The 25,693-nt window shown below is 40.5% G+C and carries 28 protein-coding genes and 3 riboswitches; of the genes, 7 read left to right on the top strand and 21 right to left on the bottom strand.

Annotated elements, in window-relative coordinates; genetic code table 11:
* Positions 1-105 precede the first annotated feature (105 nt).
* Positions 106-263, top strand: a riboswitch (SAM riboswitch).
* A gap of 80 nt (positions 264-343) precedes the next feature.
* Complete coding sequence (gene mtnK / locus M1D81_RS06740; protein WP_456265227.1) at positions 344-1,537, top strand: S-methyl-5-thioribose kinase; 1,194 nt, start codon at positions 344-346, stop codon at positions 1,535-1,537.
* A 6-nt stretch (positions 1,538-1,543) separates the two neighbouring features.
* The gene (mtnA, locus tag M1D81_RS06735) at positions 1,544-2,605 is read left to right on the top strand and encodes an S-methyl-5-thioribose-1-phosphate isomerase (protein WP_073204948.1); all 1,062 of its coding nucleotides are present in this window, start codon (positions 1,544-1,546) and stop codon (positions 2,603-2,605) included.
* Positions 2,606-2,629: 24 nt separating this feature from the next.
* Here the strand turns inward: mtnA and M1D81_RS06730 are convergent, their stop codons facing one another.
* The 3 genes from M1D81_RS06730 to M1D81_RS06720 form a co-directional block, all read right to left on the bottom strand.
* Positions 2,630-2,767: a hypothetical protein gene (locus M1D81_RS06730; protein ID WP_162860203.1), complete on the bottom strand. Its 138-nt coding sequence runs from the start codon at positions 2,765-2,767 to the stop codon at positions 2,630-2,632.
* 89 nt (positions 2,768-2,856) lie between these two features.
* The gene (locus tag M1D81_RS06725; protein ID WP_456265228.1) at positions 2,857-3,348 is read right to left on the bottom strand and encodes a methylated-DNA--[protein]-cysteine S-methyltransferase; all 492 of its coding nucleotides are present in this window, start codon (positions 3,346-3,348) and stop codon (positions 2,857-2,859) included.
* A gap of 1 nt (position 3,349) precedes the next feature.
* Positions 3,350-5,560, bottom strand: coding sequence for a PAS domain-containing sensor histidine kinase (locus M1D81_RS06720; protein WP_034623371.1), 2,211 nt, complete (start codon positions 5,558-5,560; stop codon positions 3,350-3,352).
* Positions 5,561-5,853: 293 nt separating this feature from the next.
* Between M1D81_RS06720 and M1D81_RS06715 the strand changes: the two genes are divergently transcribed.
* The gene (locus M1D81_RS06715; RefSeq protein WP_456265229.1) at positions 5,854-6,873 is read left to right on the top strand and encodes an acyltransferase family protein; all 1,020 of its coding nucleotides are present in this window, start codon (positions 5,854-5,856) and stop codon (positions 6,871-6,873) included.
* A gap of 194 nt (positions 6,874-7,067) precedes the next feature.
* On the opposite strand, the gene M1D81_RS06710 is transcribed toward M1D81_RS06715, so the two are convergent.
* The 5 genes from M1D81_RS06710 to htpX form a co-directional block, all read right to left on the bottom strand.
* Complete coding sequence (locus M1D81_RS06710; RefSeq protein ID WP_166644678.1) at positions 7,068-7,241, bottom strand: hypothetical protein; 174 nt, start codon at positions 7,239-7,241, stop codon at positions 7,068-7,070.
* Positions 7,234-7,398 (bottom strand): hypothetical protein, encoded by a 165-nt coding sequence (locus tag M1D81_RS06705; protein ID WP_456265230.1) that lies wholly within the window; start codon positions 7,396-7,398, stop codon positions 7,234-7,236. Before M1D81_RS06705 ends, M1D81_RS06710 begins: the two co-directional genes overlap by 8 nt.
* A 6-nt stretch (positions 7,399-7,404) precedes the next feature.
* Positions 7,405-7,923, bottom strand: coding sequence for a DUF421 domain-containing protein (locus M1D81_RS06700; RefSeq protein WP_456265231.1), 519 nt, complete (start codon positions 7,921-7,923; stop codon positions 7,405-7,407).
* Positions 7,924-8,020: 97 nt separating this feature from the next.
* Entirely contained in the window at positions 8,021-9,367 is a 1,347-nt protein-coding gene (locus M1D81_RS06695; RefSeq protein WP_456265232.1) for a TrkH family potassium uptake protein, read from the bottom strand.
* A gap of 144 nt (positions 9,368-9,511) precedes the next feature.
* Positions 9,512-10,411 carry a protease HtpX gene (gene htpX / locus M1D81_RS06690; RefSeq protein WP_456265233.1) on the bottom strand — a complete coding sequence of 300 codons (900 nt, stop codon included), beginning with the start codon at positions 10,409-10,411 and terminating at the stop codon, positions 9,512-9,514.
* 279 nt (positions 10,412-10,690) lie between these two features.
* Between htpX and M1D81_RS06685 the strand changes: the two genes are divergently transcribed.
* Together M1D81_RS06685 and M1D81_RS06680 are read left to right on the top strand one after the other, a co-directional pair.
* A complete protein-coding gene (locus M1D81_RS06685; RefSeq protein WP_456265234.1) occupies positions 10,691-11,407 on the top strand; it encodes a DUF1836 domain-containing protein in 717 nt (238 codons plus the stop codon).
* 124 nt (positions 11,408-11,531) lie between these two features.
* Positions 11,532-11,726, top strand: coding sequence for an alpha/beta-type small acid-soluble spore protein (locus M1D81_RS06680; protein WP_024424662.1), 195 nt, complete (start codon positions 11,532-11,534; stop codon positions 11,724-11,726).
* A 39-nt stretch (positions 11,727-11,765) separates the two neighbouring features.
* Here the strand turns inward: M1D81_RS06680 and M1D81_RS06675 are convergent, their stop codons facing one another.
* From M1D81_RS06675 to M1D81_RS06660, 4 genes are all read right to left on the bottom strand, one after another.
* Positions 11,766-12,944, bottom strand: coding sequence for an anti-sigma-I factor RsgI family protein (locus M1D81_RS06675; RefSeq protein ID WP_456265235.1), 1,179 nt, complete (start codon positions 12,942-12,944; stop codon positions 11,766-11,768).
* Positions 12,941-13,696 carry an RNA polymerase sigma factor SigI gene (gene sigI, locus M1D81_RS06670; protein ID WP_456265236.1) on the bottom strand — a complete coding sequence of 252 codons (756 nt, stop codon included), beginning with the start codon at positions 13,694-13,696 and terminating at the stop codon, positions 12,941-12,943. The genes M1D81_RS06675 and sigI overlap by 4 nt, the downstream gene beginning before the upstream one ends.
* Before the next feature lie 215 nt (positions 13,697-13,911).
* Positions 13,912-14,703, bottom strand: a complete 792-nt coding sequence (locus M1D81_RS06665; protein ID WP_456265237.1) for a TerC family protein — start codon at positions 14,701-14,703, stop codon at positions 13,912-13,914.
* 31 nt (positions 14,704-14,734) lie between these two features.
* A riboswitch (yybP-ykoY riboswitch) is annotated at positions 14,735-14,905 on the bottom strand.
* Between the two features lie 77 nt (positions 14,906-14,982).
* Positions 14,983-15,597 carry a DedA family protein gene (locus M1D81_RS06660; RefSeq protein ID WP_456265238.1) on the bottom strand — a complete coding sequence of 205 codons (615 nt, stop codon included), beginning with the start codon at positions 15,595-15,597 and terminating at the stop codon, positions 14,983-14,985.
* A 227-nt stretch (positions 15,598-15,824) separates the two neighbouring features.
* Here M1D81_RS06660 and M1D81_RS06655 point away from each other — a divergent pair, with 227 nt between their 5' ends.
* On the top strand, positions 15,825-18,245 hold the full coding sequence (locus tag M1D81_RS06655; RefSeq protein WP_456265239.1) for a bifunctional diguanylate cyclase/phosphodiesterase: 2,421 nt from the start codon (positions 15,825-15,827) through the stop codon (positions 18,243-18,245).
* A 223-nt stretch (positions 18,246-18,468) separates the two neighbouring features.
* On the opposite strand, the gene M1D81_RS06650 is transcribed toward M1D81_RS06655, so the two are convergent.
* The 3 genes from M1D81_RS06650 to M1D81_RS06640 all read right to left on the bottom strand — a co-directional run bounded on the left by M1D81_RS06650 (position 18,469) and on the right by M1D81_RS06640 (position 19,648).
* Positions 18,469-18,933, bottom strand: coding sequence for a MarR family winged helix-turn-helix transcriptional regulator (locus tag M1D81_RS06650; RefSeq protein ID WP_087975546.1), 465 nt, complete (start codon positions 18,931-18,933; stop codon positions 18,469-18,471).
* 357 nt (positions 18,934-19,290) lie between these two features.
* Complete coding sequence (locus M1D81_RS06645; protein WP_041106000.1) at positions 19,291-19,455, bottom strand: hypothetical protein; 165 nt, start codon at positions 19,453-19,455, stop codon at positions 19,291-19,293.
* 37 nt (positions 19,456-19,492) lie between these two features.
* Positions 19,493-19,648 (bottom strand): hypothetical protein, encoded by a 156-nt coding sequence (locus tag M1D81_RS06640; protein ID WP_087975683.1) that lies wholly within the window; start codon positions 19,646-19,648, stop codon positions 19,493-19,495.
* Positions 19,649-19,839: 191 nt separating this feature from the next.
* Between M1D81_RS06640 and M1D81_RS06635 the strand changes: the two genes are divergently transcribed.
* The gene (locus tag M1D81_RS06635) at positions 19,840-20,169 is read left to right on the top strand and encodes a MerR family transcriptional regulator (RefSeq protein WP_024424656.1); all 330 of its coding nucleotides are present in this window, start codon (positions 19,840-19,842) and stop codon (positions 20,167-20,169) included.
* Positions 20,170-20,202: 33 nt separating this feature from the next.
* Here the strand turns inward: M1D81_RS06635 and M1D81_RS06630 are convergent, their stop codons facing one another.
* From M1D81_RS06630 to M1D81_RS06605, 6 genes are all read right to left on the bottom strand, one after another.
* Positions 20,203-20,601: a hypothetical protein gene (locus tag M1D81_RS06630; RefSeq protein ID WP_024424655.1), complete on the bottom strand. Its 399-nt coding sequence runs from the start codon at positions 20,599-20,601 to the stop codon at positions 20,203-20,205.
* 290 nt (positions 20,602-20,891) lie between these two features.
* Entirely contained in the window at positions 20,892-22,250 is a 1,359-nt protein-coding gene (gene mgtE, locus M1D81_RS06625; RefSeq protein ID WP_456265240.1) for a magnesium transporter, read from the bottom strand.
* A 208-nt stretch (positions 22,251-22,458) separates the two neighbouring features.
* A riboswitch (M-box (ykoK) riboswitch) is annotated at positions 22,459-22,623 on the bottom strand.
* A gap of 133 nt (positions 22,624-22,756) precedes the next feature.
* Positions 22,757-22,897 (bottom strand): hypothetical protein, encoded by a 141-nt coding sequence (locus M1D81_RS06620; RefSeq protein ID WP_003212346.1) that lies wholly within the window; start codon positions 22,895-22,897, stop codon positions 22,757-22,759.
* A gap of 76 nt (positions 22,898-22,973) precedes the next feature.
* A complete protein-coding gene (locus tag M1D81_RS06615; protein ID WP_456265241.1) occupies positions 22,974-23,492 on the bottom strand; it encodes a PepSY domain-containing protein in 519 nt (172 codons plus the stop codon).
* 93 nt (positions 23,493-23,585) lie between these two features.
* A complete protein-coding gene (locus M1D81_RS06610) occupies positions 23,586-24,275 on the bottom strand; it encodes a PepSY domain-containing protein (RefSeq protein WP_456265242.1) in 690 nt (229 codons plus the stop codon).
* Positions 24,276-24,341: 66 nt separating this feature from the next.
* A complete protein-coding gene (locus M1D81_RS06605; protein ID WP_456265243.1) occupies positions 24,342-25,691 on the bottom strand; it encodes an ATP-binding protein in 1,350 nt (449 codons plus the stop codon).
* Positions 25,692-25,693 lie beyond the last annotated feature (2 nt).

The following is a 25,693-nucleotide window of genomic DNA, read 5'->3' as shown; positions in this document are numbered from 1 at the left end:
AATTGTAAAGCAATTTTGAAAAAAGATTGACATGTAAAGCGCCGCTCTGATAATATCTTGAATTAAGAAATGCAAACAGACACGAAACAATTACATATTGATTTCTCTTATCGAGAGTTGGGCGAGGGATTTGGCCTTTTGACCCCAACAGCAACCGACCGTTAATACCACTGTGAAGTGGGGCGCAGCAAGTAACGCGCCAAGACAATTGTCTTATAGGGCACGGTGCTAATTCCATCAGACATATGTGCTGAGAGATAAGAGAGGCTTTGAGCATACACACCATCAAGCCTCTTTCTCTCAGGAGAAAGAGGCTTTTTTATATGATTTGGAGGGGAAGCAATTGGTTACACTTACGGCATCATATGAAGAACTAACAGAAAGCTCGGCAGTTGCACTCGCAATTAGACTTGGTTTGATCCAAGAAAGCAGCCATTTGACATGTACTGAAATTGGTGACGGGAATTTAAATTACGTCTTTCATATTTATGATCACAAACAAGAAAAAGGATTGATCATCAAGCAGGCGCTGCCTTATGCAAAGGTGGTTGGGGAGAGCTGGCCGCTTACATTAGACCGGGCAAGAATTGAAAGTGCCGCCCTGATCAAGCAGTCAGAATATGCGCCGCACCTCGTACCAGCAGTCTATTATTCAGATACAGCTCTTGCAGTGACAGCCATGGAGGATCTTTCACACTTAGAAATCGTCAGAAAAGGGCTAATTGCCGGAAAACAATATCCGCATTTATCCGATCATGTCGGAGAATTTTTAGGAAAAACACTTTTTTACACATCTGACTTTGCTACAAATCCTAAAATCAAAAAACAATTTGTGAAGCAATTTACGAACCCTGACCTGTGTGATATCACAGAAAAACTCGTCTTCACAGACCCTTTCTTTGATAGTGAAACAAATGACTTCGAAGAAGAATTAAGAGAATCAGCAGAAGCGCTTTGGGCAGATCTTGAGCTGCAAGCCAAAGCAGCGGAATTGAAGCGTATCTTCCTGACATCAGCTGAAACATTGGTTCATGGAGATCTTCATACAGGCAGTATTTTTGCAAATGAGACTGAAACGAAAATCATTGATCCAGAATTCGCGTTTTACGGTCCCTTTGGATTCGATATCGGCCACTTTATCGCCAATCTGTTCCTGAATGCTTTATCTCGCGAGAATGAACACGAGCAGCAGCACCTTTTTGACCATGTCGTCAATGTATGGGCAACCTTCAAAGAAGTGTTCACAAGAGCTTGGAAAGAGGACAGCATTGAAGCGTTTAGTGTATCGGACAGCTTTTTAGAAACAACCTTTGACCGGATTTTAAAAGAAGCGACAGGCTTTGCCGGCTGTGAGCTTGTCCGCCGAACAATCGGTCTTGCTCATGCCGCTGATCTCGATGCGATTCCATCACCAACTAGACGGATTCAGCAGAAAAAAGCAGCACTGACACTTGGAAAAACATTTATCAAACAATATCATACAGTGGAAACAGCGTCTGATCTCGTCGCATTATTCCAGCCATCTGTAAAGGAGTGACGGGTTTTGTCAAAAGAATTTGAAGTCCCCCGTTCTGTCGAATGGGAAGAAAACCGTATTCACATTTTAAATCAGCAAAAATTACCGGCCGAAACCGTATTTGAGCATTTATATACGAAAGAAGATGTGTATGATGCGATTGTGTCATTAAAAGTACGCGGAGCGCCTGCGATTGGCATTACAGCAGCTTTTGGGCTGGCGCTTAGTGCGCAAGCCATTGAGACAGAAGAAATGGATGTGTTTAAACAAGAAGTCATTCGAATCAAAGAATATTTAAACAGTGCTCGTCCAACCGCTGTGAACCTCGCCTGGGCATTAGACCGGCTGCTGCAGCGCATTCAGCGTGCAGCATCAGTGAATGCAGCCAAAACAGACCTTGTCCATGAAGCCATTCAAATTCAAATTGAAGATGAAGAAACATGCAGACAAATCGGTCAAAATGCACTTCAGCTCTTTAAATCAGGTGACCGTATCATGACCATTTGTAATGCAGGCTCCATCGCAACGAGCCGGTACGGAACAGCCCTTGCTCCCTTTTATTTAGCCAAAAAGAAAAATCTTGATCTTCACATTTATGCATGTGAAACACGCCCTGTTCTTCAAGGTGCTCGTCTGACAACATGGGAGCTTATGCAAGGCGGCGTGGATGTGACGCTCATTACAGATAACATGGCAGCCCATACGATGAAGGAAAAGCAAATTTCTGCTGTCATTGTTGGAGCTGACCGTATCGCCCGTAATGGAGATACAGCGAATAAGATTGGAACGTTAGGTCTTGCCGTTCTAGCCAAGCATTTTCACATTCCGTTTTTTGTAGCAGCACCGCTTTCAACCTTTGATGTATCCACCCGCGACGGGTCAGATATTCCAATTGAAGAGCGCGACCCGCTGGAAGTAAAGGAATTAAACGGCGTCCCCATTGCACCGCCTGATGTTCAGGTATTCAATCCCGCCTTTGATGTCACTCCTCATCATCTTATTTCAGGCATCATTACAGAAAAGGGAATTATCACATCGAACTATGCAGAAGAGATTGATGCTCTTTTCGCCGAAAGCATCTCTCAATAATCGCAAAAAAGCGCCGTGTTCTTGTCATTTAAGAGCACCGCGCTTTTTTGTTTCTTGATTCGTTTTTGTTAAGATTTCTTTTTTTTGTTCTTCTGTCAAAACGTTCATTTTGACACATAGTGACGTAACGGCATACATTTTACCTTTTTTGCCCCAAAACATGCCAGCGCCCTCCTTTTTCCCTCAACCAACTTTTTTAGCTTAATAAAAGGATATGTCGCTTGACAAACATTTGGAACAGGTCAATCGATTTATTTTTGAACAAATGGGATGCCTTCTAATTCAAGGAGGACCGCTTTCATGTCTGTCTTCGATCCTGCATAGCCCGTCAAAGACCGGTCTTTTCCAATCACCCTGTGACATGGGATAAAAATAGGTAATGCATTTCGTCTGTTAGCTTGTCCGATGGCTCTTACAGCCTTTGGATTGCCAATCGCGTCTGCAATGTCTGCATAGCTTTTTGATTGACCATATGGAATGGCCGACAATGCTTCCCACACCTGTTCTTGGAAAGGAGAGCCTGTTTGCTTGAGCGGGAGATCGAATACTTGACGCTCACCTTTGAAATATTCATCTAGCTGCTTTTTCGCTTCTTGTAAGACAGGCGTATCTGCTTGCTTTAGATTCGCTGCCTGCTTTTTTGCTAGAAACGGTTCATCATCAAACATCACCTCGATGATGGCACCATCCTTTTCTAGTATGTATAATGCCCCGATAGGTGCATGATAGACGGTATAATACACGTTACTGTTCTCCTTCTTGTTTCTGCTGCCTAAGTGGCAGCGTGAGATGGAAGACGGTCCCTACGCCTTCCTCACTTTCTACTTCAATGGTTCCTTGATGCTCTTCAATAATTTTATAACTAACCATTAACCCAAGTCCAGTTCCTCTTTCTTTCGTTGTATAAAAAGGCTCACCTAGACGCTTTAGCTTATCCTCTGCCATTCCGCAGCCTTCATCACGCAGTGAAATGACAATATGCTCCTCACCCTTCCGCTGAATGCTCACATAAACATTTCCTTTGCGCGGCATGACTTCAATTGCATTTTTTAAAATGTTAATAAAGACCTGCTTTAATTGGTTTTGTTCACAATAAATGAGCGGAATCTCATCCAGCACATTGAGATGCATTTGAACATTGCCAAGATTCGCCTGTGCGTGCAGAAGATCCATCGTGTCTTTCACAATCTGCACCACATTTTTTTCTTCATATACAATGGCTTGCGGTTTCGCTAAAATCAAAAATTCGGTGATGATGGATTCAATTCTTTTCAGCTCTGATGTGATGACATTGAAATAGAGCGAATACTCCCCTTCTATATTTCCTTTTAACAGCTGAATGAAGCCTTTTAAGGCTGTCATCGGGTTTCTAATTTCATGAGCAATTCCAGCGGCAAGCTCTCCGACCACATGAAGGGTATCTGATTTTCTCACCCGCTCTTCTAATTCCTTCCGCTCTGTCACATCTCTAAAGATCGCCAAATTCATATTATGGATAATGTTGCGTTTAAAAGAGAATTCCAGGATACGCTGATCTGGATGGTTCAGTACAAACGGAACCTCATTATCCATTTCATCTAATGACATCGCCTCGGCGGGCTGAGCCAAATTCTCTATTTGATAAGGGGCAAGGATGTGGAAAAGATTCATTTCTGTTAAATGATCGTCCTTCAATTGAAGCAGCTCGCTGGCAGATGGATTGACTTCAATGATTCGGTATTGATTATCAAAAAGAACAATGCCGTCCATTGAACCATTAAATACTTTGCGGAATTTGAGCTCACTTTCGCGCAGCTCCTGCTCCATTCTTTTTCGATCACTTACATTACGTAAAATGGTTAAGTGCTGTCCTTCTAATACCGCATGCTTTGATGTAAACTCAAGCTCTTTATACTGTCCATTTGCCATTTTGAACAATAGCTCTTCCCTTATTTCATGATTCCGGATATAGCGTCTTCTTGTTGGTCTATATCTCTTATCAGATTTGACGAGAAAGTCGGTAAGTTTTTTGCCAATCAGCGAGTGCATTGGTAATTCAAAAATTCGGCAGGCTGATTCATTGGCTCTCACAATCTCTCCATCGTCCGCCCATATGATGATGGCATCCATTGCATTTTCGAAAATTTCTCTAAAGCGCTCTTCACTTTTTAACAGCTTCTCTTCCATCAGCCTTTTTTCGGTAATATCCCGCATGATGGACATATAAAAACCACTCATCACATTTGATGTAATGGTGAGTTCGAATAATTTGTGCTGGCCAGATTGAAGGGTAACAGGAAGCTCCCCTTTTGCTTTCCCTGTTTCTTTAAGTGACGTTAAAAGATGCTGCAAGGCGGGAAGATTTTCTTCTTCGACAAATTCATGTAAATAGCGATCGGTTAAATCAGTCTTTTGCAGCTCAAAGCTCTGACAAAAAGAATGATTCGCATCAATCATGCAGCCATCCTGATCAAAAATGACCATCCCGTCAATGGCTCGGTCAAACAAATCTTTGAACAGCTGCTCATTCATGGAGCGTTCTCGTTCTAATATTTTCTTTGATGAAATATCTCGCATAACCACTATATACTGCTGATTCATGGTGTCGTGCTCTGCGACAAATTCAATGTATTTTGTTTCGCCATTTTCCAGCTGAATGGAGATTTCTCTTTTTAACGTACCTTTTCGAAAAAATAGATCGAGTGAGCATTCAACTTTATCTTTCGGGATGCCGTATAGGAAATCTAGAACGGATTTATTGAGGAGGTCTTCTTTCGGTGTCTGGACAAGCCTGCATGTTGCTTCGTTGGCTTGGATGATGTTGAGGTGCTGATCAAATATAAAAATGGCATCTAGCGTCTTATTTAACAGCATTTTTTGCTGCATCAACTCAGTTCGCAAATATTCGTTCTCTTTTTCTAATTTTCTGATATCTCCCGCAGGGGTTAACCTATTGCCATCGAGCGTTTCAGTCATTCTCTTACACTCCTTTTCCAGCCTCATTCCTCTACAATATTTCTACAATATTTTCATTGTTCCTTCATTCGACTCATAAAAAAAGATAACTTTTTACACGAAGACTGTCTCATTTATTTCATTTGGATGACAGGATTGTATAACGATTCACTTTTCTTACGCTTCTTTTACAACCGTTCTACAATTTCACATCAAATAGCGAATTAAGCGAAAATGTATTTTAGAATGAGGCAAATAAGGGAACAGTGCACTTAGAACATTTATGTTCGAAAACGAGCAGGAAAGGTGATGTTATGGCATCTTCACGAGATAGTTATTTTGATAATGCGAAATTCCTTCTGATTTTTCTAGTTGTTTTTGGTCATTTGTTACGATCATTCATTCATGATAATGACTGGATGCTCTACTTATACAAGTTTATTTATACCTTTCACATGCCCGCCTTTATTTTAGTTTCTGGCTTTTTTGCAAAAGGGTTTAGAAAACCGGGCTTTATGAAAAAAGTCGCCGTTAAGCTGATCATCCCATATTTAATCTTTCAGGTGATCTATTCGGTTTACTATTATCTATTACAGGATCAAAGCATGGCCAATTTAAATCCAATTGATCCGCAATGGTCCTTATGGTTTTTAATTAGTTTATTCTTTTGGAACTTGCTGCTTATTCCTTTTTCAAAACTGCCGTTCCACTGGGCGATGATTGTCAGTTTATCGATTGCATTACTTGTCGGTTATGTGGACAGCATCAGCGATACACTCAGCTTATCACGTACGTTTGTCTTTCTGCCTATGTTTTTAGCTGGATTCTATTTAAAAAAGCAGCATTTTGAATTCATCCGTACAAGCAAAGGAAAGCTGGCGGCACTTTTTGTATTAATGGCTGTGTTCCTGTTTTGTTACTTCTATGAATTTGATTATTCCTTCTTATTTGGCTCAAAGTCGTATGCTTCTCTAGGAGATGAAGGAATGATTGCCGCGTTGAAACGAATGGCATGGTATTTGCTTGCATTTGGCGCTACATTCAGCTTCTTTGCATTAGTTCCAACACGCCGTTTCTTTTTTACAAAATGGGGAACAAGAACGTTATATGTTTATTTATTACATGGCTTTGTGATCAAACTGCTAAGAACCACTTGGTTTGATGACTGGGCGCTCAATGCAGCAAGTGTACTCATTTTATTGCTGCTGACTATTCTGTTAACCTTTACCTTGTCTAGCACTTTTGTCAAAACCGTTGCACAGCCAGTGATTGAGCTCAAAATGACCAATCTCATGCGAACAATCACCGGCAGGCAAGGCAGTTATATCAAATAAAAAACGATCCTTCATGGATCGTTTCAGATTGTTGACAAAGGGCTAAAATGATTTTTATTTTAGCCCTTTGTCTTCTTTTCAGCGTGATAGAAAACCTTTGAAGTCTAGGAAGGACGAGCACCGGAGCGCAGACCTGCGGGCGAATACGAGGGTTTGTCTACACGCTGAAACGATCCTTCATGGATCGTTTTTTTCTATTTCTTATTCTGCTGACATGCAGCATCTTTCTTTGGCTTCACCAATGTATCAATCCATTTGCTGCTGTTAATATCTCCAAGCTCACTGCCAAATTCCTCTTCTAAAATATCTGGGTCCATTGGCTTTTTATGGTCCTTCATCTCTTTGCTCTTCATATGCTTCTTAGTCACGAGATGCTCCCCCTTGTTTTCCTTTATGAGAATTTCGGTTTGCCTGACGATCTCTTGATTGTTCGTCAAATTGAGTTTGTCCTTGATTATGTGCCATGCTTTCTGTCGGCGTCATATTATTTGTTAATGCTTCATTTTTCGCTGCTTTTCTTTTCATCTGCATTCAGTCCTTTTTTGACAGGTTTAGTTCTTCTCTTAATTGGTCAAGGAGTTCCTTCATTTGCTTGACCGTCACTGGCTTTTCCTCAGGTTTTAACTCATAGCCAATTTGCCCATTGGCTTCTAGCGTGGCTTTTTTGAGACAGCTGATGTCAGTGATGCCTTGCTGCTTTAAACGCATTTTAAATTGATCCCTTGTGAGCCTTGTTTTCTTCAGCTTATGATCAAGCATTTCGCCATCCTGTAAAATCACAACCGATTTGCCTGAAAGCAATTTTTCAAAAAAATCCGATTGAATTGACAGCTTTTCCATAATGACAAGTGCCACAATAAAGATGGTAGCTGCACAAATGGTTTCAAGTAAATTATGCTCAATAAAGGGTTGGATAATAATCGATCCGATGGAAATCATAATCACTGTTTGTTGTACAGTTAATTGACTAATGGATTTAGGCCCTGCTATTCTCAGCAGCAAGGTACCAACTAGCAGCATGACAATTGCTTTCCATAACACATCCAGCACGTCTCGTTCACCTCTTACCTATAGATTGCGAACATTCCATGTGATTTAGCCAGTTAGATAATGGAAATAAAAAAACAGCATTCAAACGGAATGCTGTTTAGCCAATAATGACACGCTCTTTCGGATAATGATAATTTGCTTCGCTTTCTCTTCGGCCTATTAAATATAAAAAGCTTGGAATGCCGATCCGGCCAATAAACATGACCACCATGATGATACATTTACCAAACACAGTGAGATCTGAGGTGATCCCAAGCGACAGCCCCGTTGTTCCGAAAGCAGAGCAAACTTCAAATAAATTTTCAAGAAGTGTATTATGCTCTGTTAAGGATAACAGGAACGTAGCGCCAAAGACCAAAATAAAGGCCATCATGGTTACCATAAGGGATTTATTAATATCCGCTTGATGAAGCTCTCTCTTGAAGATTTTAATGGACTTATTTCCCCTGGCAAAATGAAACAAGGCGAGTAAATTAAGGGCAAACGTAGTTGTCCGAATTCCGCCCCCCACAGAGCTTGGGGAAGCCCCGATAAACATCAGCATACATAAAAATAAAAGCGTCGGTTCCGTCAGCTGCGTAATATCTAACGTTGTCAGCCCCCCGCTTCTTGTTGCAGTCGATTGAAACAAAGAATAAAACAAAATTTCATGCCAGCTTTTCCCTACAAAGCTAAACCCGGCTTCAAGTGCATAGATTCCAATCGCTCCAACAACGACAAGAACGCCGAACGTGAGCGTTGTAATTTTTGTAAACAATGAGAACGAAGCGTGCTTTCGGTCCTGATTGAACAAATAATCCTTCACTTCCACAAGCACAGGAAAGCCAATTGCTCCAAAGATGATCAGCAGCATCGTAATAAATTGGACAAAATAATCATCTTTATAAGGGATAAGCGAATTCCCTGTAATATCGAAGCCACCATTGGTTGTCGCACTAATACTTGAGAAGAAGCCATGTAAGAAAGCACCTTGCACATCATAATACTTGAGAAAATACATGCTTAAAATCAGCCCGCCGACAAACTCAATCAGCAAAATTAAATATAAGACCTGCTTCATTAGTTTCACAATTCCAGATAAATTGCTTTGGTTTTGATCTGCCATGATCAGCTTTCTTTCTTTAATTCCAATTCTTTTTCGCATAACAAGCCATACGAAGGTACCGAGCGTCATAATACCGATGCCTCCGATTTGCAGAACAAACGCAAGGATCCACATCCCCATCACACTAAATGTTTGTGAGGTGTCGACAACAGTCAGTCCTGTAACACTTACCGCACTCACCGCTGTAAACAAGGCATCAATGAATGTCCATTTGACTCCCTCTTGATGAGCGACTGGCAGGCTGAGAAGAATAAACGACACGGTCACAGCAAGAAAATAATAAAGGGCAATCAACTGAAACGCTGACAGCCGGTCAATTAGCTTTTTTATAGGATTCATTGTCATTCCTTCTTTTATCTATCTTTTCGAATACCTTTATCATTTTAATGAAAAGAGACATGATTTTAAAGCTATTTTATGCTTTATTTTCTTTTTCATCAAAAAGAAAAAGACATCCTGTCAAAGAATGTCTTTTCGTCTTTCTTATTTTGCTTCTAGTCTTCTGATTCTTTCGTTCAAATCAGGGTGTGTTGAGAAAAGAGAAGCTTTTCGTTTACCGCTGATTTTCAGCGTAGCGACTGCTGTTTGATCATCATCTTTGATTCTTGACGTGTACGCCTCAAGTGAACGAAGCGCATGAATCATTTTGTCTTTACCTGCAAGGTCGGCTCCGCCTCGGTCTGCGTGGAATTCACGGTGTCTAGAATATGCATACACGACAAGACTTCCTAGGATAGAGAAAAGAATTTGGAAAACAATCACAGCGATAAAGTGAACAATCGGCACAAGCTCTTCGCGTGAAACAAAACGGCTTGCGATCCATGCCGCAATTCTTGAAAGGAACACAACGAACGTGTTGACGATTCCTTGAAGCAGCGTCATCGTCACCATATCACCATTCGCAACGTGAGCGACTTCGTGGGCGATTACACCTTCAACTGCTGCATCATCCATTTCATGAAGCAATCCAGTTGATACCGCAACAAGTGATCTTCTCTTAGAAGGACCTGTTGCAAATGCATTGACTTCAGATGATTGATAAATACCAACCTCAGGCATTTTAGAAAGGCCTGCTGCTCTTGAAAGTCTGTGCACGCGGTCAACGAGCTGCTGCTCATCATATGTTAATGAATCCTTTTCTGGATTTAACACGCGTACACCCATCATCATTTTTGCCATCCAGCGAGACATTGCAAGTGACATAAACGAGCCAACAAAACCAACAACTGCACTGAATACAAGCAGTGCAACAAAATTAATTCCATCGTCTGCTCCTATATAAGAACCAACACCAGTTGCTGCACTAATAACCGACAGTACAATACCAATCGTAGTGATAACAAGAATGTTCGTTAATATAAACAGAAATATTCTCTTACCCATACATAACCTCCGCTGTCATATTAAGTTCAAATGAACTTATTAATAAAATTATAAAAATAAACGTCTCAAATTGCAAGGAAAAAGGAATCACTTTCTCTGTTTATCATAACGGCTAAAGCCCCGTCACATCAATATTTACGACATTTGCCCCCAGCAGAAAAGTGAACAAATTGTGACGTACAGGTCTGATTTTGAGTTTATTTTGCATTTTGATCAAAAAGAGACTATGATGTTGAATTAGATCAATAATCACGTTTTGACGTACAAATGAGGTGGAACATGGTTACTTTTAAATTAACGAGAATGGACATGACAAGACTTCTGTATTCTCTAAAAGGAGAGGGAGATCTGACTCCGCTTCAGCTTTTGAAACTATCTGTAAAAAATGGCAAGGATCATGACTATGATGAATTAAAGATCCCGTCTTTTTTTGAGAAGCTTGAACGGCGGAAGCAAAAATCAGAGCACGGTCTTTCTACAAATGAAATTGTTGAGCTTGGCAACTTGTGTGAGCTGACTTCTCTTAAATCGACGGCGATTCAAAATTGGATCAAACGTGATATTAAAGATATGATTGGCCATCCAGAGCTTGGCAAGAAGTACTCAATTGATCAGGTGGTTATTTTATTAATTGTCAGGGATTTAAAATCAGTTTTTGACTTCGATACCATTCGTATGATCTTATCTGCCTTATTTAACACCATCACAGATCGAACAGATGATATTATTAGTCCAATCCGTTTTTATGAAGCATATGCGCACGTCCTTGATTTTATTTATCACCATACACAATTTCCATTAAAGGAAACAAATTTACGAGAAATAACCGAGGAGCAGACAGACAAGCTCCATGATGAGTTTACAGAATTGACGAATAGCCAATGGAATTTGATTAAAGGGATTATCAGTTCTACCGTTTTCTCTGTATTTACTTCTCATTTGCAAAGTACAGCTCAAGAAATGATGTATAATACGCTGCAGCTGAATAAGGGATAAATAAGAACCGAGGTGACCTTCATCATCTCGGTTTTTTTGTACAGCAATTGCCAGCATAAATGTACGGCTTTTTTTTCAAAATAAGAAGGCGCAACAAACATGAGGTGAAAGGAGGAATATGAACATGGCAAATCGAAATCAACTTCTTGTTCCTGGAGTAGAACAAGCTTTAGATCAATTTAAATACGAGATCGCTCAAGAATTTGGCGTCACTCTCGGTTCAGATACAGTCTCACGTGCAAACGGTTCTGTTGGCGGTGAAATCACAAAAAGACTCGTTCAACAGGCTCAATCACAAATGGGCAATCAATCTAAATAAAGACATGGTGAAATACGCCGGAGCTAATCTGGCGTTTTTTTATTGTTGATATGTGTGCTCATGCCGGTTCTCGCGATAAGGAAACGGTGCACCTTTCCCTTTTTGCTTTGCATGTTCTCTTTTTTGTTCAGCGGATGGATTGATCTGATCCCTGCCGTTTTTTTTTGCGTGTTTTTCTGCATCACCACGTGATGTGCCGTTCCAGTGTCTTCTTTCATCAAGATCAGTTGAGTGATTTTTTTTTTGCTCTTTATCGAAAGAATGATCCTTTTCTTCCTTTATATTGGTGTCTCTGCTTTCATCATCAGGTTTTTGAGGCTTATGAACAGATCCTTGCTCTTCCCTCTCTGCTTCCTTCTGCTCTTTGTCATCAGCTTCAGGAGCCTCTTGATCTGGCTGCATCTCTTCGCTATCGTCTGTCTTTACGTCTTCTTGTTTGTCTTTATCTGCTTGTTCTTCATCATGTTTCTTAGGTTCTTCTTCCTTCACAGCATCGTTCTCTGCTGCGTCTTCATCCTTTTTGATGCCTTCATGTTCTTTATCTTGCATTTCTTGATTTCTAATATATGTTCCTGTTGAAATGCCTGCCTTTTGGGCTTTTTCTCTTGTTTCCAGGTCACTTTCCACAGTTTCCAGCTTATAATTGCGTTTTTGATATTCACCAGAAATGGTGTTAATTTTGTTTTTTACGTTTGTTTTATATGTATTGTCCTGCTTGTTCTCATAAACGGTTGAAATATAGATACTTTTAGAGTCGTTCACATATCCTTTTTTGTCACAGTTATCTATAATTTCCTGCACAACTTTGGTCATGTCGTTTTTTTCTAAATCCTTCATACTCGCCAGTACTTGCTTTGCATCTTTATTCAGCGGTGTGACACCGATCACTTGATAATTGTGATCAAGCTTCAGCTCAAAGCTTGGGTTAATGTCAATTGTCATATACGCATATGCTTTTTGACTAGTGAAAGATGGCATCATAGTAAAAATTACGACAATAATCGCTGCTATTGATAGGATTCCTGCATTTAACGGACGTAAACGAAGCAGGTCAAAAAAACCAGCTCTTTTTCTTTCGAGACGTGATTCATTCGGAAATGTCACTTCTTGGCCGATTTCATAGTTTTGCTCTTCATATTTTGTCCGCAGAAATTGTCCATCAGGGGTCAGCAGCGTGACATATTTTTTGTTTTTCTCTACTATAATGCCTCTTCTCATGAATTAAGCACCCCTTTAAGGTAATCTTTCAAATACACATAATCACCTGTCATAATGATCGCCATCGCAATGATATATTTTCTATTTCTCTCAATCGTTTTGCGGCTGACTTCCACTAGCTTTTCCAGCTGTTTGACCGGCAATTGTTTTTTCTGAAATAAAATGGTTCTCAGCTCATCGTGTTCAACGAGTGTATGGGCTACTTTAATGGCATTTTGCCTGGCATCTGCATGCTTTGGTGAATGATCAAGCAGCTCTTGAAATGTGAGACCGTAAACTTTCAATCGTTCTTTAAAATGTTCAATCTCTTCTTTTCTATGTTCTTGTTCAATTAAACGCCTATATTCATTTGCAGAGAGCTCTGCTTCAATCATGCTTTGAGAGTATTCGCCATTCTCACTTTCTTGCAGGTCCATTTGAACCGTTGATGCATTTCTTGCTTCTTTTCGAATATAGTCAATCACTTTTCTTTTAATAATTAATTCTGCGAAAGCAAGAAGTGAGTTTCCTTTTTCGGCAGAGTATTTTTCTATCGCTTCATTAAAGGCTATTAAGCCTATGCTGAATTCATCATCTTTTTCATCTATATATCGTTTACAAACGGATGAAACCGTCTTAGCGACAAATGGTTTGTATTGCTCTATTAATGCATTTTGCAGTTCGATATCACCTTGTTGAATGCTGATAGCCGACTGCTCTAATGCTTGCTTTTTCTTTCCTTTTTTAAACAAAAGGCTAAGCAATGGTTTCACCTCAGTTCTCCCTATATTACTCATTTATGATAGCTAATTTATGAGGGAAGCGCAAAGGAAGAAATGAGGAATTCATTTCCTATTACTCAATTATGACATGTATGCCACCATCTACTTTACAATGTTTCGTCTAAAAGCAAAGAAATAAGGGGGTATCTCCCCCTTATTTGTAATATACGTGTTATGAAAATGAAATGATATTTCTTTCAAAAAACCTACTCTCTCAGGCGTGCCTCTTGTTTCTCCTCGTTTTCCTGCCCGCCTTTTCTTGATGGACTTGATAAAAACCAGCCAAATGCTGCAATTGCGAGAAGCACTGTCCAGAAAATGACTTTCCATAATGCTGAATGGATAAAATGAGACGATACGACCCCAATGGCTGGATGTGACAGTGTATAAAGCGTGAGCTTCACACCCACCCATCCGACAATGACAAATGCTGCTGTTTCTAGGCTCGGCCTTGTTTGGAGCAGTTTCACAAAGACCGTTGCTGCAAATCGCATAATAACAAGACCAATGATACCGCCTAAAAGAATAACAATAAATTGACCGCCATCGAGCCCGCCTATTTGCGGAAGACTTGTTTTTGGCAGTGTCACAGCTAAAGCGACGGCCGCTAAAATGGAATCTACAGCAAAAGCAATGTCGGCAAGCTCTACTTTCACGACTGTTGCCCAGAAGCCGCTTTGTTTCACATTTGTTTCAGTTTCCTTTTTCTTAAATACGTGCGATTTTAAAATATGGTGAATGGAAATATAAAGAAGATAAATTGCACCAATGGCTTGAACTTGCCACACATCCACTAAAAACGAAATAAGAAACAGAGAACCAAACCGCATGACAAATGCACCTGCAAGTCCGTAAAACAGTGCTTTTTTTCTTTGTTTTTCAGGAAGGTGTTTGACCATCACGGCCATAACCAGCGCGTTATCAGCTGCTAAAATACCTTCTAATCCAATCAGTACGAGCAGAACCCACCCGTACTCTAAAATAATAGCTGCATCCATCATCATTCCTCCTTGTTTTTATCTATTGTCCCACAACAGACAAAGGCTTATGAATGCAAAAAAGACCTTTGCCTGTAATGGCAAAGGTCTTGCTAGACATGTGATATGTAGAATCATGCCAACAAAGCCGATGAACATCAGTCCATGTAATGACGACTTTGTTTCCGGTAAAATCCGGACGCTACTCCCCTTTGGCGGGATTTAGAATATTTAGATTACTTATATCATAATCAATAGACACTGGATTGTCAACAGGTGGCTTTCTCTCCGATCCATTGATTAGGCAGTTGGCGTTTCTGTTTTTCTTTTTCTTCGTTTTATCCATAGGTAGAGAACAAACAATAACACAACACCGATCCCAATTGGTAAAAGATAAGGATCTAACATGGCGCCAACTTCTTTCCAGTTCTCCCCAAGCATAAACCCAAGATACACATACACAAACGTAATTGGTGTAATTGCCAAAAACGTATACAGGCAAAAGACCCACACATTCATCTTGGCAATACCGCATGGGATGGAGATCAGCGTTCTGACTCCTGGTATGAACCGGCCGCTGAATGCGACAAATCCGCCATGCTTTTCAAAGAAAGCATCCGATTTATCAAGCGACTCAGGTTTTATAAAAAAGTACTTTCCATATTTATTTAAAAAGGGTCTGCCGCCGTAACGTCCTAACCAGTACAAGGTCAAAGGGCCAGCCACGCCGCCGATGGAGCCGGCCGCCACAACACCGATAAAGGCCATGTCCCCTTCTGAGACCCAGTAACCCGCAAGAGGCAAAACCACTTCAGCAGGTACAAATTCAATGCATAATGCGAGGAAGATGCCAAAGTATGACAAGTTCTTAAAGGCATCAGCTAAAGAAATAATAAAATCTTCGATGTTTATCAATCCCTTTCACACATAATCTTTTTAGAATCACACCATACATTAAACGAATAAAACCGAAGAAACGATTCACTTTTCGTCGTTTTTTTACATTAAATTCGATTTTACTATAAAAGAAGAATGAAAAAAACGGTGATTGTTGTATTTAAGTGAAGGAAAGGTGAACACAGAAGCCATTCGATCCGATATATTAAGTATATGTCTGTTTTAAGATACAGGAGGTTTCTTACATGACCCATTTAACAGGAAGCTACAATGGATGGCTTGTCTTTCTGTCAATCGCTGTCGCCGCTGTCGCCTCCTACTCAGCTCTTCATATAGCCAGCAGGGTAGCACAGTCAAGCGGTGCAAAGAAAAGAGTATGGCTGCTCATTGGTGCAATGATCATGGGAATGGGGATATGGTCGATGCATTTTATTGGCATGTTGGCATTTCAAATGCGTGTTGGCATCACATATGATACATCCTTACTGATTTTATCGATTTTGGCCTCATTTATCGGATCCTTGATCGCTTTTTCAATATGCATTCAAAAGCAGCTCACTAGAAGACGGCTGCTCATTAGTTCAATCACCATGGGTTCAGCTATTTGCAGCATGCATTATCTTGGAATGGAATCAATGGCCAATGTCTCAATCAGCTATGATCCAGTTCTCTTTTTTCTTTCGTTTTTCATTGCTGCCATTACCTCCTACTTCTCATTGAAACTCTTCTTTCGTGTTGACCTCAATAAAGGTAAACGGAAGAATTATCTTTTAAAGGTGTTTGGTTCAATGTTGATGGGCGGTGCTATAGCGGGCATGCACTATACTGGTATGGCTGCCTCTACCATGTTTTATCATTCAAATGGACAAGCTTCTATAGGCGGCTCTCTTGAAATGTCGCCATTCAGTCTGTCGATTTTTGTCGGCTTCATGACACTTGTAGTCCAAACAATGATGATCTTTGGTGCCTATATCGACCACCGAATCATGACGCAGTCAGATCAGCTGAAAGAAAATGAACAGCGGTTTCAATCGCTTATCAAACATAATATAGACGGCATTATCGTGTTATCTGTCGATCGAAAGGTTCTTTCTGCAAATGACTCTGGTAAACAAATCTTAGAGTTTTGCAATTCTAAGATTGGTGATGATGTCAGCCAATATGTGATGCCGACTGAGTTGTGGGAAGAATTTATTTCTCAGTCAAAAAAAGCCATCACACGCGAAGCAGAACTGAAAGCAGCAGATCGTTTTTATTATTATCATGTCACTTACATACCTGTTCATGTGAATAATTCACTCGACAGCATTTATCTTGTTTTAAAAGATTTAACGCAGCAGCGGATTGCAGAAAAAGAAATTCATGTGATGGCACATTATGATGCACTAACAGAGCTTCCTAACCGCCGCCACGGCATCAATCATTTAAATGATGTTCTCTCCGCTCAAGAAAAGTCAAAAACATCAACAGCGGTTCTGTTTCTGGACTTAAATCGTTTTAAAATTATTAATGATGCACTCGGGCATAACATAGGAGATTTACTGCTGAAAGCTGCTGCAAACAGACTGACGCAATGTTTACCGGACAATGGCTTTATCGCAAGACTTGGCGGTGATGAATTTTTAATGATCTTTCCAAACATGGATCATGATACACATAAAATCGAACAATTTTCTAAAAACATCATCCATCAATTTGAACGTCCTTTTTTCATCCAGAACCATCAGCTTATTACGTCAATCAGCATTGGGATCGCTATCTCTCCGCAAAATGGCAAAGACGGGATGGAGCTGATGAGAAAAGCCGATATGGCCATGTATTTATCCAAAAAACATAAGCAAAGCCGTTATGAGTTCTTTACCGAATCTATGGAAAGATTAAGTGAGGACAGGTTAAACCGGGAGCTGGAGCTGAGGGATGCCATTCAAAGAGAGCAATTTGTCCTTCACTACCAGCCGCAAGTCAGTGCCAAAACAAGAAAGATGACTGGGGTTGAAGCCCTTTTAAGAATGAAGGCACCAGATGGTTCCTTAAAATCACCTGAGGCTTTTATTGAGCTGGCAGAGGAATCAGGTCTGATCATTGATATTGGCAGATGGGTCATTGATACGGCTGGCAAGCAGGCAAAAATGTGGTATGACGATGGGCTGAAGATTCCTGTGGCCGTCAATTTATCTGCGAAACAATTCAATTCTGAAGACTTAATTGATTTGATCAAGCTCACACTGAAAAAATACGACCTGACACCGTCACTCTTGGAGCTTGAAGTCACAGAAAGTATGACAATGGACAATATCAAGCAATCAAAACAGGTGTTAACGTCGCTAAAACAGCTTGGCGTCCGCATTAGTATTGATGATTTCGGTACTGGCCACAGCTCATTAAGCTATTTAAAAGATTTACCGATTCATCGACTGAAAATTGATAAATCCTTTATTGAGGATATTTTAAGTGATTCAAAATCTGAACAGATTACTGGGGCTATTATAGCGATGGGACATCAATTATCTCTCGAAGTCATAGCAGAAGGTGTTGAAACATTTGCACAGGCTCAGCTTTTATCTGCCCAAGGCTGTGACGACCTGCAAGGGTTTTATTATGCCAAACCGCTGCCAGCAAGCGATATTGAAAAATTCATCGCCTATCCGGCGCTGCTTGACACATAAAAAAAGGCGCCAATGATGGCACCTTCCAGCGTGCAGACAAACCCTCGCATTCGGTGTCAGCCTGCGTGCCGGTGCTCACGAATGCTCAATTCGCTCTGCTCCGGTACTCGTCTTCCTAGACTTCAAAGGTTTTCTGTCACGCTGAGCTGAGAAGAAGACAAAGGGCATCATTTTCGCCCTTTGTCAACAATCTAAAAGGTGCCAATGGTGGCACCTTTTCGTTTTATCTAAATAATAAATGCTGACTGTGAATACCTGCTTTTTTCAATAGACTAATCAATTGCTCTTGTTCTTCACGTGTCAGACCAGAGAATGCACGTGCAATCCGAAGAGAGTGGATCGGATAAATTTTGTCAAGATAGCTTCGCCCTTTTTCCGTTAAATGAGCATAAACCGACCGTTTATCCTTGGGATCCTGTTCTCTTTCAATGAAACCATTTCGTTCTAATTTGTCAATTACGTACGTCACATTCCCGCTGACAAGCAGGAGTCTTGAGCCGATTTGCTGAAGCTTTTGAGCACCTCTTGTGTACAGTAATTCAAGAACGGCAAATTCAGTTGGATTGAATCCATGCTCTTTGCTGTCTCTAATACTGTGTTCTGAAACGCTTTTAAATGCTCTTGCAAAAACCTTGTAAAGCGTCATTGAGCGTTCTACTTCTTCTTCATTAAACGATAGTCTCATCACATATCTACCTCTTATAATATTTTTTTAACTTCAAGGCTGTCTTGCGGTGCAGTTGGAGCCTTTCGTAAAAAATAGAAGTACGTTTTTGAAAACCCTTTCAACCACATAAGTGACTCCATTCGTGTTATGTATAAGGTTTCGATATAAACTTTTAAAATCCTTCTTATTTTTCACAATCATCTCGAAAAAAAGCTTTTTCAGCAAACCATCAAGATGCGACACACTTTAACAAAATCTGTAAAGAATCTATGGTTTCTTGCACTTCATTCGCCAAATTTCTACAAAATTCAATATTGCTATAATATTAAACACAAAAAAAGAACCCTTTATGTGACATACGCACATTTCAAGGGATTTTTACAAATAGCGCTCTGTTTTGTTGAAAAAGAAATGATACTCTTTTTTTAAGTCACTAATTGTCATGTTCTTGGCTGCATCAGGGCTGTAAACCCCTAATGAACATAGCTGCTTCGTATAATAATGTCTTTCCTTTGCTAAAGCTTCTTTTAATATACGCCGCACCGATTATCCCTCCTATCAAGTGATTTGGATCGGGTGCTTATGAAGACTTCTTATACAAATCATTTTGCATGGCTCTTAGAAGCGCATGTGCATTCTGACCTGCAGCCTGCATGAATTGCTCGAGCAATTCATCCCTCTTCACATCTAATGCGATGATTTCTTTTGCCATACGAATGATCTGTGCTTGCTCCATCATATGCTCCTCCTCCTATGTCAACTCACCATGATTATATGCCGCCGTAAGATGTATTGCACACTTTATGTTATCTTTCCTTCCATGGTTTTTTCATTTTTTCGTTTTTGTGTTATATTTTCTAACAAACGATAGGTTTTTTTCCTTCTCGTTCTATATAATATGAAGAAAAGACTTGCAGGGGTGAGTATATGACGCAGGAAGATGTATCTTATAAAGATAAAAAAGTCATTTCAATCGGGATTGTCAGTGAGCTAACAGGGCTTTCTGTCAGGCAAATCCGATATTATGAGGAACGTAAACTCATTTACCCCCAGCGCTCAACAAGAGGCACACGCAAATATTCTTTTGCAGATGTTGAACGTTTGATGGACATCGCCAATAAACGGGAAGACGGTGTACAGACAGCTGAAATTTTAAAAGACATGAAGAAAAAAGAACAAGCGCTAAAAAGCGGACAATTTAAGAAAAAAATGCTGGAAGGCCAGATTAACGCACACTTTCGGTATAAAAATCGTTAAACAAAAAAGAATCGCTCTTTTGAACGATTCTTTTTATTTAGAGGAAGCTTCAGTACCTTCTACAACCCCTACAAAGTCAATCAGCACACCGCCTCTTTCAGGGTCTTCTTTCACCCGCAGGGCAAGTGCCTTTTTCTTCCCGGTTTTTGCATCTTCATAATTCGCATGGAACACATGAATGCTGGCTTCTTCCAATTGAAAATCCTCATAAGAAAGCGTGTCTATACCCCATTCTTTTTTCAGTTTCAGAATGTCATCCGGGCTCGGGACCGCACCTTCGACGTAGATGTCTTCCATTTTTCTTTTATTTCCTTCGGTGATGGCTTCAAGCATATGCTCTGCAGCCACTAGTCTCCGGTCTTTCCCCTCGTCCTCCCTTTGACATGCACTCAGCAAAAACATACACATCAAAATGAATAAGAATTTCTTCATGTTTCTCTCCCACCTTCTCCTTAAAATGTAAAGGATGGAAGCGCTATATGCAATCTTTATACAAAAAAAGCCTGTAAAACGTCATGTTTTACAGGCTTAGATTGCGGACAAAGGATGGTCCTTTGTCTACCTTTCAGCGCGATTTGAAAACCTTTGAAGTCAAGGAAGAACGAGTACCGGAGCGGAGCGAATTGAACATTCGTGAGCACCGGCACGCAAGGACTGACACCGAATGCAAGGGTTTGCCAGCGCGCTGAGACTGCAAAACGTCATGTTTTACAGCCTTCTTGCTACATAAGTGTATGAAGGAACGCTGTTGCAATACCAAAATAGATGAGCAGTGATAAAATATCGTTCAATGTTGTAATCAGCGGCCCAGATGCAATCGCAGGATCGACGTTTAATCTGTGTAAAATAATAGGCACAATCGTACCTGCCATCGTTCCAATAATCAGTGTGGCAAGCAGTGAGGAACCGACAACAAATCCTAAAATCATATTGCCCTGCCACACCATTGCAACGACTGTAATAATGATGGAACAGACAATCCCAATGTAAATACTTGTGCGGAGCTCTCTAAAAATCAGGCGCATAATGGTTTTTTTCGTTAATTCTTCTTTTGAAAGTCCTCTAATGACGACTGCAAGCGACTGTGTGCCTGTATTCCCTGTCATCCCGGCAATCATTGGCATGAAGAAGGCTAAAGCGACGACTTGCTGAAGGGTATCTTCAAAGTAATTTAAAATACTGCCTGAAATCAGCCCAATGAATAAGAGCAAAATGAGCCACGGGAGACGGCGGTATGCCGCAACAAAAGCGGGCGTGTCAAATGTAATATCTTTACCAGAGGCAGCGAACTTCTCATAGTCTTCTCCTGCCTCTTGAATGACGACATCAATGATATCATCGACTGTGACGATTCCGACCAGGACATTGTTCTCTTCTACAACAGGAATGGCAAGAAAATCATACCGTTCAATCAGCTTTGCGATTTCTTCCTGATCTTGAAAAGCTCCAACGGCAATGACTCTTGTAAACATAAGATCCTGCACTTTTTCATCTGGTTCACCTAAAATGAGATCCCGGTACGACAGAACCCCTACAAGCTGCTTTTGATCATTAATGACATATAAATAGTTGATCGATTCTGCAATTTCAGCAAAGCTTTTCAGCTTTACAACTGCGTCCTGAACCGTATAGTGCTGAGGAATCCAAACGTACCGGTTGGTCATGATCCGGCCTGCTGTCTCAGCAGGATAATTCATGAGAAGCTGGACGGCCTTTGATTCCTCTGCCTCCATGTTTGATAAAAGCTGGTCTTTCAGCTCATCATCCATTTCATCAAACAAGTTGGCTAGGTCATCGTTATCCATTTTGTTTGTGACGAAAGCGGCTTTGTCTTTCCCTACTTTTTCAAGCACAATTTCTTGGTACTCGCGCTCAAGCTCACCCATCATTTCCGTCACATCATCGATTGTTAAAAAGCTGAGGAAACGGCCGCGGTGTTTTTCTGGAAGTTCTTTAAATAAATAGGCCATATCATATGGCTGAAGTTCTTCCATTATGTTTTTAAATTCTTTGCGTTTGCCGTCTCTTAATAAAATAATGATTCTTAAAATGAGTTCATCGTACGTAATGTTCTGTATCATCGCTGTTACCTCCCCAAAGTCAGGAGATACCCGAATCCCTTAGAATGTGCGGGGGTCAGGATCTCCTCTGTCTGATGCGTCAATCTGATCTTTTGACATACTCTCTATGTGTCTCGAATCGGGATGATCCATCCCCACACCTCCTTTTCTCATAAAAAAGCACCTTCAACCGAATGAAGGCGCTTTGTAAGCATGACAAAATAAACACTTGCTCCTTCAATCGTAGAGCTTTAGCACTGTATGGCATAGGATCAAATCCAGCTGCATTAAAAATCACCTTATGTCGATGATTTCTGTTGACCCATTGGCGTCTTTGGACATTTTTGGGCAGCAGCGTATCTCCATACAGGAGCCTCACCTAACGAAGTCTCATATTGTTAACACACTGAGATTACAGAAAAAGCGGAATGATGTCAATAAGCAAGATGCCAAGTATCCTTATGTATTCGCTTACTTTTCAAAAAAAGAGCGATAGACAGCTCAGCCATCGCCCTTTTCATGTCTTTTTATTCCTCTTCCGGCTGATTCATATCCTCTTGGGAGAGGAGATGAAAGGAATCATGCAAAAACAAAGCATATCCTTCTCCATCAGGATGCGGAACGTATTCCGCGTGATCCATTGTCTGCTCTTCTTCTTTTTTCTTCATATTCTCTCGCCTCCTTTCGAGTAGTTTGTCCCAATGAAAAAACCTTACACATGAAAGTGTAAGGTTTGGTCATAGCTTAATCATCCCACTCTTGCTTCAGGATTTTGCCTGTTTTAGCAGAAATCTCAAAATCAACTTCCTCGCCGCTTGGTGTTGTGATTTCAATTTCGTAAATGTACACACCATTTTCTTTATCTAGATCAGAATCTGTGACTGTGCCTTTTACTTTTGCAAGAGCCATTTTTTCAGCCTGTTTTTTCGTGATCTTCACGTTCTGTTTCTTTTCTTTGACTGGATCATTCAGCGCTTTTCCAGTTTTTGCATCGACATATACTTGATATTCAAAGCCGCCTTTTTTGATCTCGACCTCATACACCCATTTTCCTTTTTTACGTTCAAGATCCACATCATCCACATAGCCTTTCACCACTTTTAAGGCTGCTTTTTCAGCTTGTTTCTTTGAAACAAATGACGATTTCTTTTGCACGACTTGCTCGGCGTTTGCTGTTTGATTTGTATTTTGCGCTTGAAGTGTGAAACCACCTGCGACAAGAGTTCCCGTTAATGCTGTAGCTACTAGTACTTTTTTCATCATGTTTATTTCCTCCTCTGTTTGATTTCTTCTATATCTTAAGAAAACAAGATGATAAAGGAAGGAAAGAAACATGAGAATATCATGAGAAAAGGATTAGTTTTCGTACGTAATGCCCTCAATGTCTCCTGTATAGGCGTTCACAAGCACCTCCGCCTCTCTGCCGTCAGGCAAATCCAGCTCCACCTCAAATACGAGCATACCGCTGAATGTTTCAAGATCAGCATCATCCACTGTTCCGCCAACTTCTTTGACGGCAATTTGGATGGCTTCCTCGACGGTGATTTTCGTGAGCTTCTTTTCTTTAGAGGTTGGTTTTTTCTTTTCTGCTTCAAGCACCTTGAATGACTGTTTGCCGACCTCGACTTGATACAATTCTTTTTTTGATTGGATGGTAAAAATGAAACGATCTGACGTCTCCTTTTTTTGAATGACGGTTCCGCTCACCTTTTTAACAGCCGCCTCTTCTGCCTGAAGCTCAGCATTTTTTTCATTTGGCTTCTGATAGCTTTTTAACTGTCTAATTTCTTTCATTTGACCGTTTGCAGAAGATGCAATGATTTGATAGATGCCATTTGCATTTTCCAGCGTCATTGTGTAGTCCTGTTTATGATTGATTAAATCAATATGTGTAATGTTTCCATTATAGTCTTTTGAGATCATTTTTTTCATTTCTGCTTCACTTAATATTTTTTGATCAATGGTTTGGATCATGAGCATTGCAAAGGCCGCAAGAATCACAAGACATCCTGCGAGCGCAAGCACCATTTTCGTTTTTCTAGACATGCAGCGCCTCCTTCCTATTTCCTATTTTATAAGGAGGAAATGAGAAATTGATGAGAAAAGACCCATTTATTTCTGAAAAAGAATGGTCATGGCTGTTCCTTCGCCGATACGGCTGTCTACCTTCAGCTCGGCTTCATGTTCTTCTGCAATTTGCTTCGCAATTGAAAGACCGAGTCCGGTTCCGCCCGTCTCACTGTTTCTCGCTTCATCCACACGGAAAAAGCGGTCAAAGATTTTCGGCAGATCCTCTTCTTTTATGCCAATTCCTTGATCAATCACTGAAATAAATGGCTTGTCTCCTGCCCGTCCGCAGGTCACATCAACTGGCTCTCTGCTATATTTGACCGCATTATCAATGAAGATAGTCAAAAGCTGTTTGATTTTCTCTTCGTCTCCTTCTGCGATCAGCGGCTGATCTGTCTGCACATGAGATTGAATCGTTCGATTGGTAGCCACTTCAAGTGTATGACATAGCTGCTTGCACAAATGACCAAGATCAACCGGCTTCATATCCAAGTATAACGGCTGGCCGTTTTTCGCCAATGTCAGTAATTGATCTGTCAGTCTTTTCATTTTTTTCGCTTCATCATGAATCGCTTGGGAGGATTCTTCTACAACTTCTGGACGTGTTTGCCCCCAGCGTTTGAGTAAATTGCTGTAGCTCATAATGACGGTAATCGGTGTCTTCAATTCATGGGAGGCATCATGCAAAAATTGCTGTTCTTTTTCATAATGCTTCTCGAGAATCTCGGACATTTCATTAAAGGTTTGTCCCATTTGATATAGTTCATCCTTTGAATCGCCTGTTAATTCAATTCGTTTAAACGCCTTCTCTTTCATACTTGCCTTCATGGTACTCGTCATTCTGCTAATCGGCCTGACAATTTGCTTTGTTAAAACGTGGCCTGCAAAATAGGAAAGCACAATAAACAAAACGCCGGTAGCGATTAAAATCATTTTTAATAACGCTAAGTTCTCTTCCGTATTTTCGATTTCTTCATATACTTGAAGCGACATAATCTCACCATTTGTCCAAATGACCGGAATAGCAGCGAACGCAATCATATGCTTATTGTATTCTTTGATTTCTGCTGTCTGGCCAGATTCGTATGTAAAAGGCAGTGAGCTAAACGTTGATTCCTTTGTGACAGTCAGTTTTGACTCTCCCGTTTCTGTCACGACACGGATCATACCATTTTGAGGCAGGTACGCCTTCAGCAGCTCCGAGGACGGAAGACCCTCTTCCTCTGATTTTTTTAAAGCAATCGCAATATTTTCAGCCACCTCAGACAAGCGGGACATATCTTTTTGCGTCAAGGTCATCGAAAAAATAAAATAAATGGCTGTATGAAACAAGAGCACCATTAAAAACAAAGACAACGACGTATAAAGCTGAATCTTATTTTTTAATCTCATTC

This window comes from Bacillus sp. JZ105 (genome assembly GCF_053903125.1).
This window is presented reverse-complemented; position numbering and strand designations above follow the sequence as displayed.

What these genes read in the sequence shown, in the direction of transcription:
- M1D81_RS06705 (WP_456265230.1), bottom strand. Translation starts at nt 7,398, where the DNA reads ATGAAAAGAAAAGCAGCGAAAAATGAAGCATTAACAAATAATATGACG.
- mgtE (WP_456265240.1), bottom strand. Translation starts at nt 22,250, where the DNA reads ATGATACAGAACATTACGTACGATGAACTCATTTTAAGAATCATTATT.
- M1D81_RS06730 (WP_162860203.1), bottom strand. Translation starts at nt 2,767, where the DNA reads ATGTTTTGGGGCAAAAAAGGTAAAATGTATGCCGTTACGTCACTATGT.
- M1D81_RS06655 (WP_456265239.1), top strand. Translation starts at nt 15,825, where the DNA reads ATGACCCATTTAACAGGAAGCTACAATGGATGGCTTGTCTTTCTGTCA.
- M1D81_RS06610 (WP_456265242.1), bottom strand. Translation starts at nt 24,275, where the DNA reads ATGTCTAGAAAAACGAAAATGGTGCTTGCGCTCGCAGGATGTCTTGTG.
- M1D81_RS06675 (WP_456265235.1), bottom strand. Translation starts at nt 12,944, where the DNA reads ATGAGAAGAGGCATTATAGTAGAGAAAAACAAAAAATATGTCACGCTG.
- M1D81_RS06630 (WP_024424655.1), bottom strand. Translation starts at nt 20,601, where the DNA reads ATGAAGAAATTCTTATTCATTTTGATGTGTATGTTTTTGCTGAGTGCA.
- M1D81_RS06680 (WP_024424662.1), top strand. Translation starts at nt 11,532, where the DNA reads ATGGCAAATCGAAATCAACTTCTTGTTCCTGGAGTAGAACAAGCTTTA.
- M1D81_RS06665 (WP_456265237.1), bottom strand. Translation starts at nt 14,703, where the DNA reads ATGGATGCAGCTATTATTTTAGAGTACGGGTGGGTTCTGCTCGTACTG.
- M1D81_RS06720 (WP_034623371.1), bottom strand. Translation starts at nt 5,560, where the DNA reads ATGACTGAAACGCTCGATGGCAATAGGTTAACCCCTGCGGGAGATATC.
- M1D81_RS06605 (WP_456265243.1), bottom strand. Translation starts at nt 25,691, where the DNA reads ATGAGATTAAAAAATAAGATTCAGCTTTATACGTCGTTGTCTTTGTTT.
- M1D81_RS06715 (WP_456265229.1), top strand. Translation starts at nt 5,854, where the DNA reads ATGGCATCTTCACGAGATAGTTATTTTGATAATGCGAAATTCCTTCTG.
- htpX (WP_456265233.1), bottom strand. Translation starts at nt 10,411, where the DNA reads ATGGGTAAGAGAATATTTCTGTTTATATTAACGAACATTCTTGTTATC.
- M1D81_RS06640 (WP_087975683.1), bottom strand. Translation starts at nt 19,648, where the DNA reads ATGGAGCAAGCACAGATCATTCGTATGGCAAAAGAAATCATCGCATTA.
- M1D81_RS06620 (WP_003212346.1), bottom strand. Translation starts at nt 22,897, where the DNA reads ATGAAGAAAAAAGAAGAAGAGCAGACAATGGATCACGCGGAATACGTT.
- M1D81_RS06695 (WP_456265232.1), bottom strand. Translation starts at nt 9,367, where the DNA reads ATGAATCCTATAAAAAAGCTAATTGACCGGCTGTCAGCGTTTCAGTTG.
- M1D81_RS06615 (WP_456265241.1), bottom strand. Translation starts at nt 23,492, where the DNA reads ATGATGAAAAAAGTACTAGTAGCTACAGCATTAACGGGAACTCTTGTC.
- M1D81_RS06635 (WP_024424656.1), top strand. Translation starts at nt 19,840, where the DNA reads ATGACGCAGGAAGATGTATCTTATAAAGATAAAAAAGTCATTTCAATC.
- M1D81_RS06685 (WP_456265234.1), top strand. Translation starts at nt 10,691, where the DNA reads ATGGTTACTTTTAAATTAACGAGAATGGACATGACAAGACTTCTGTAT.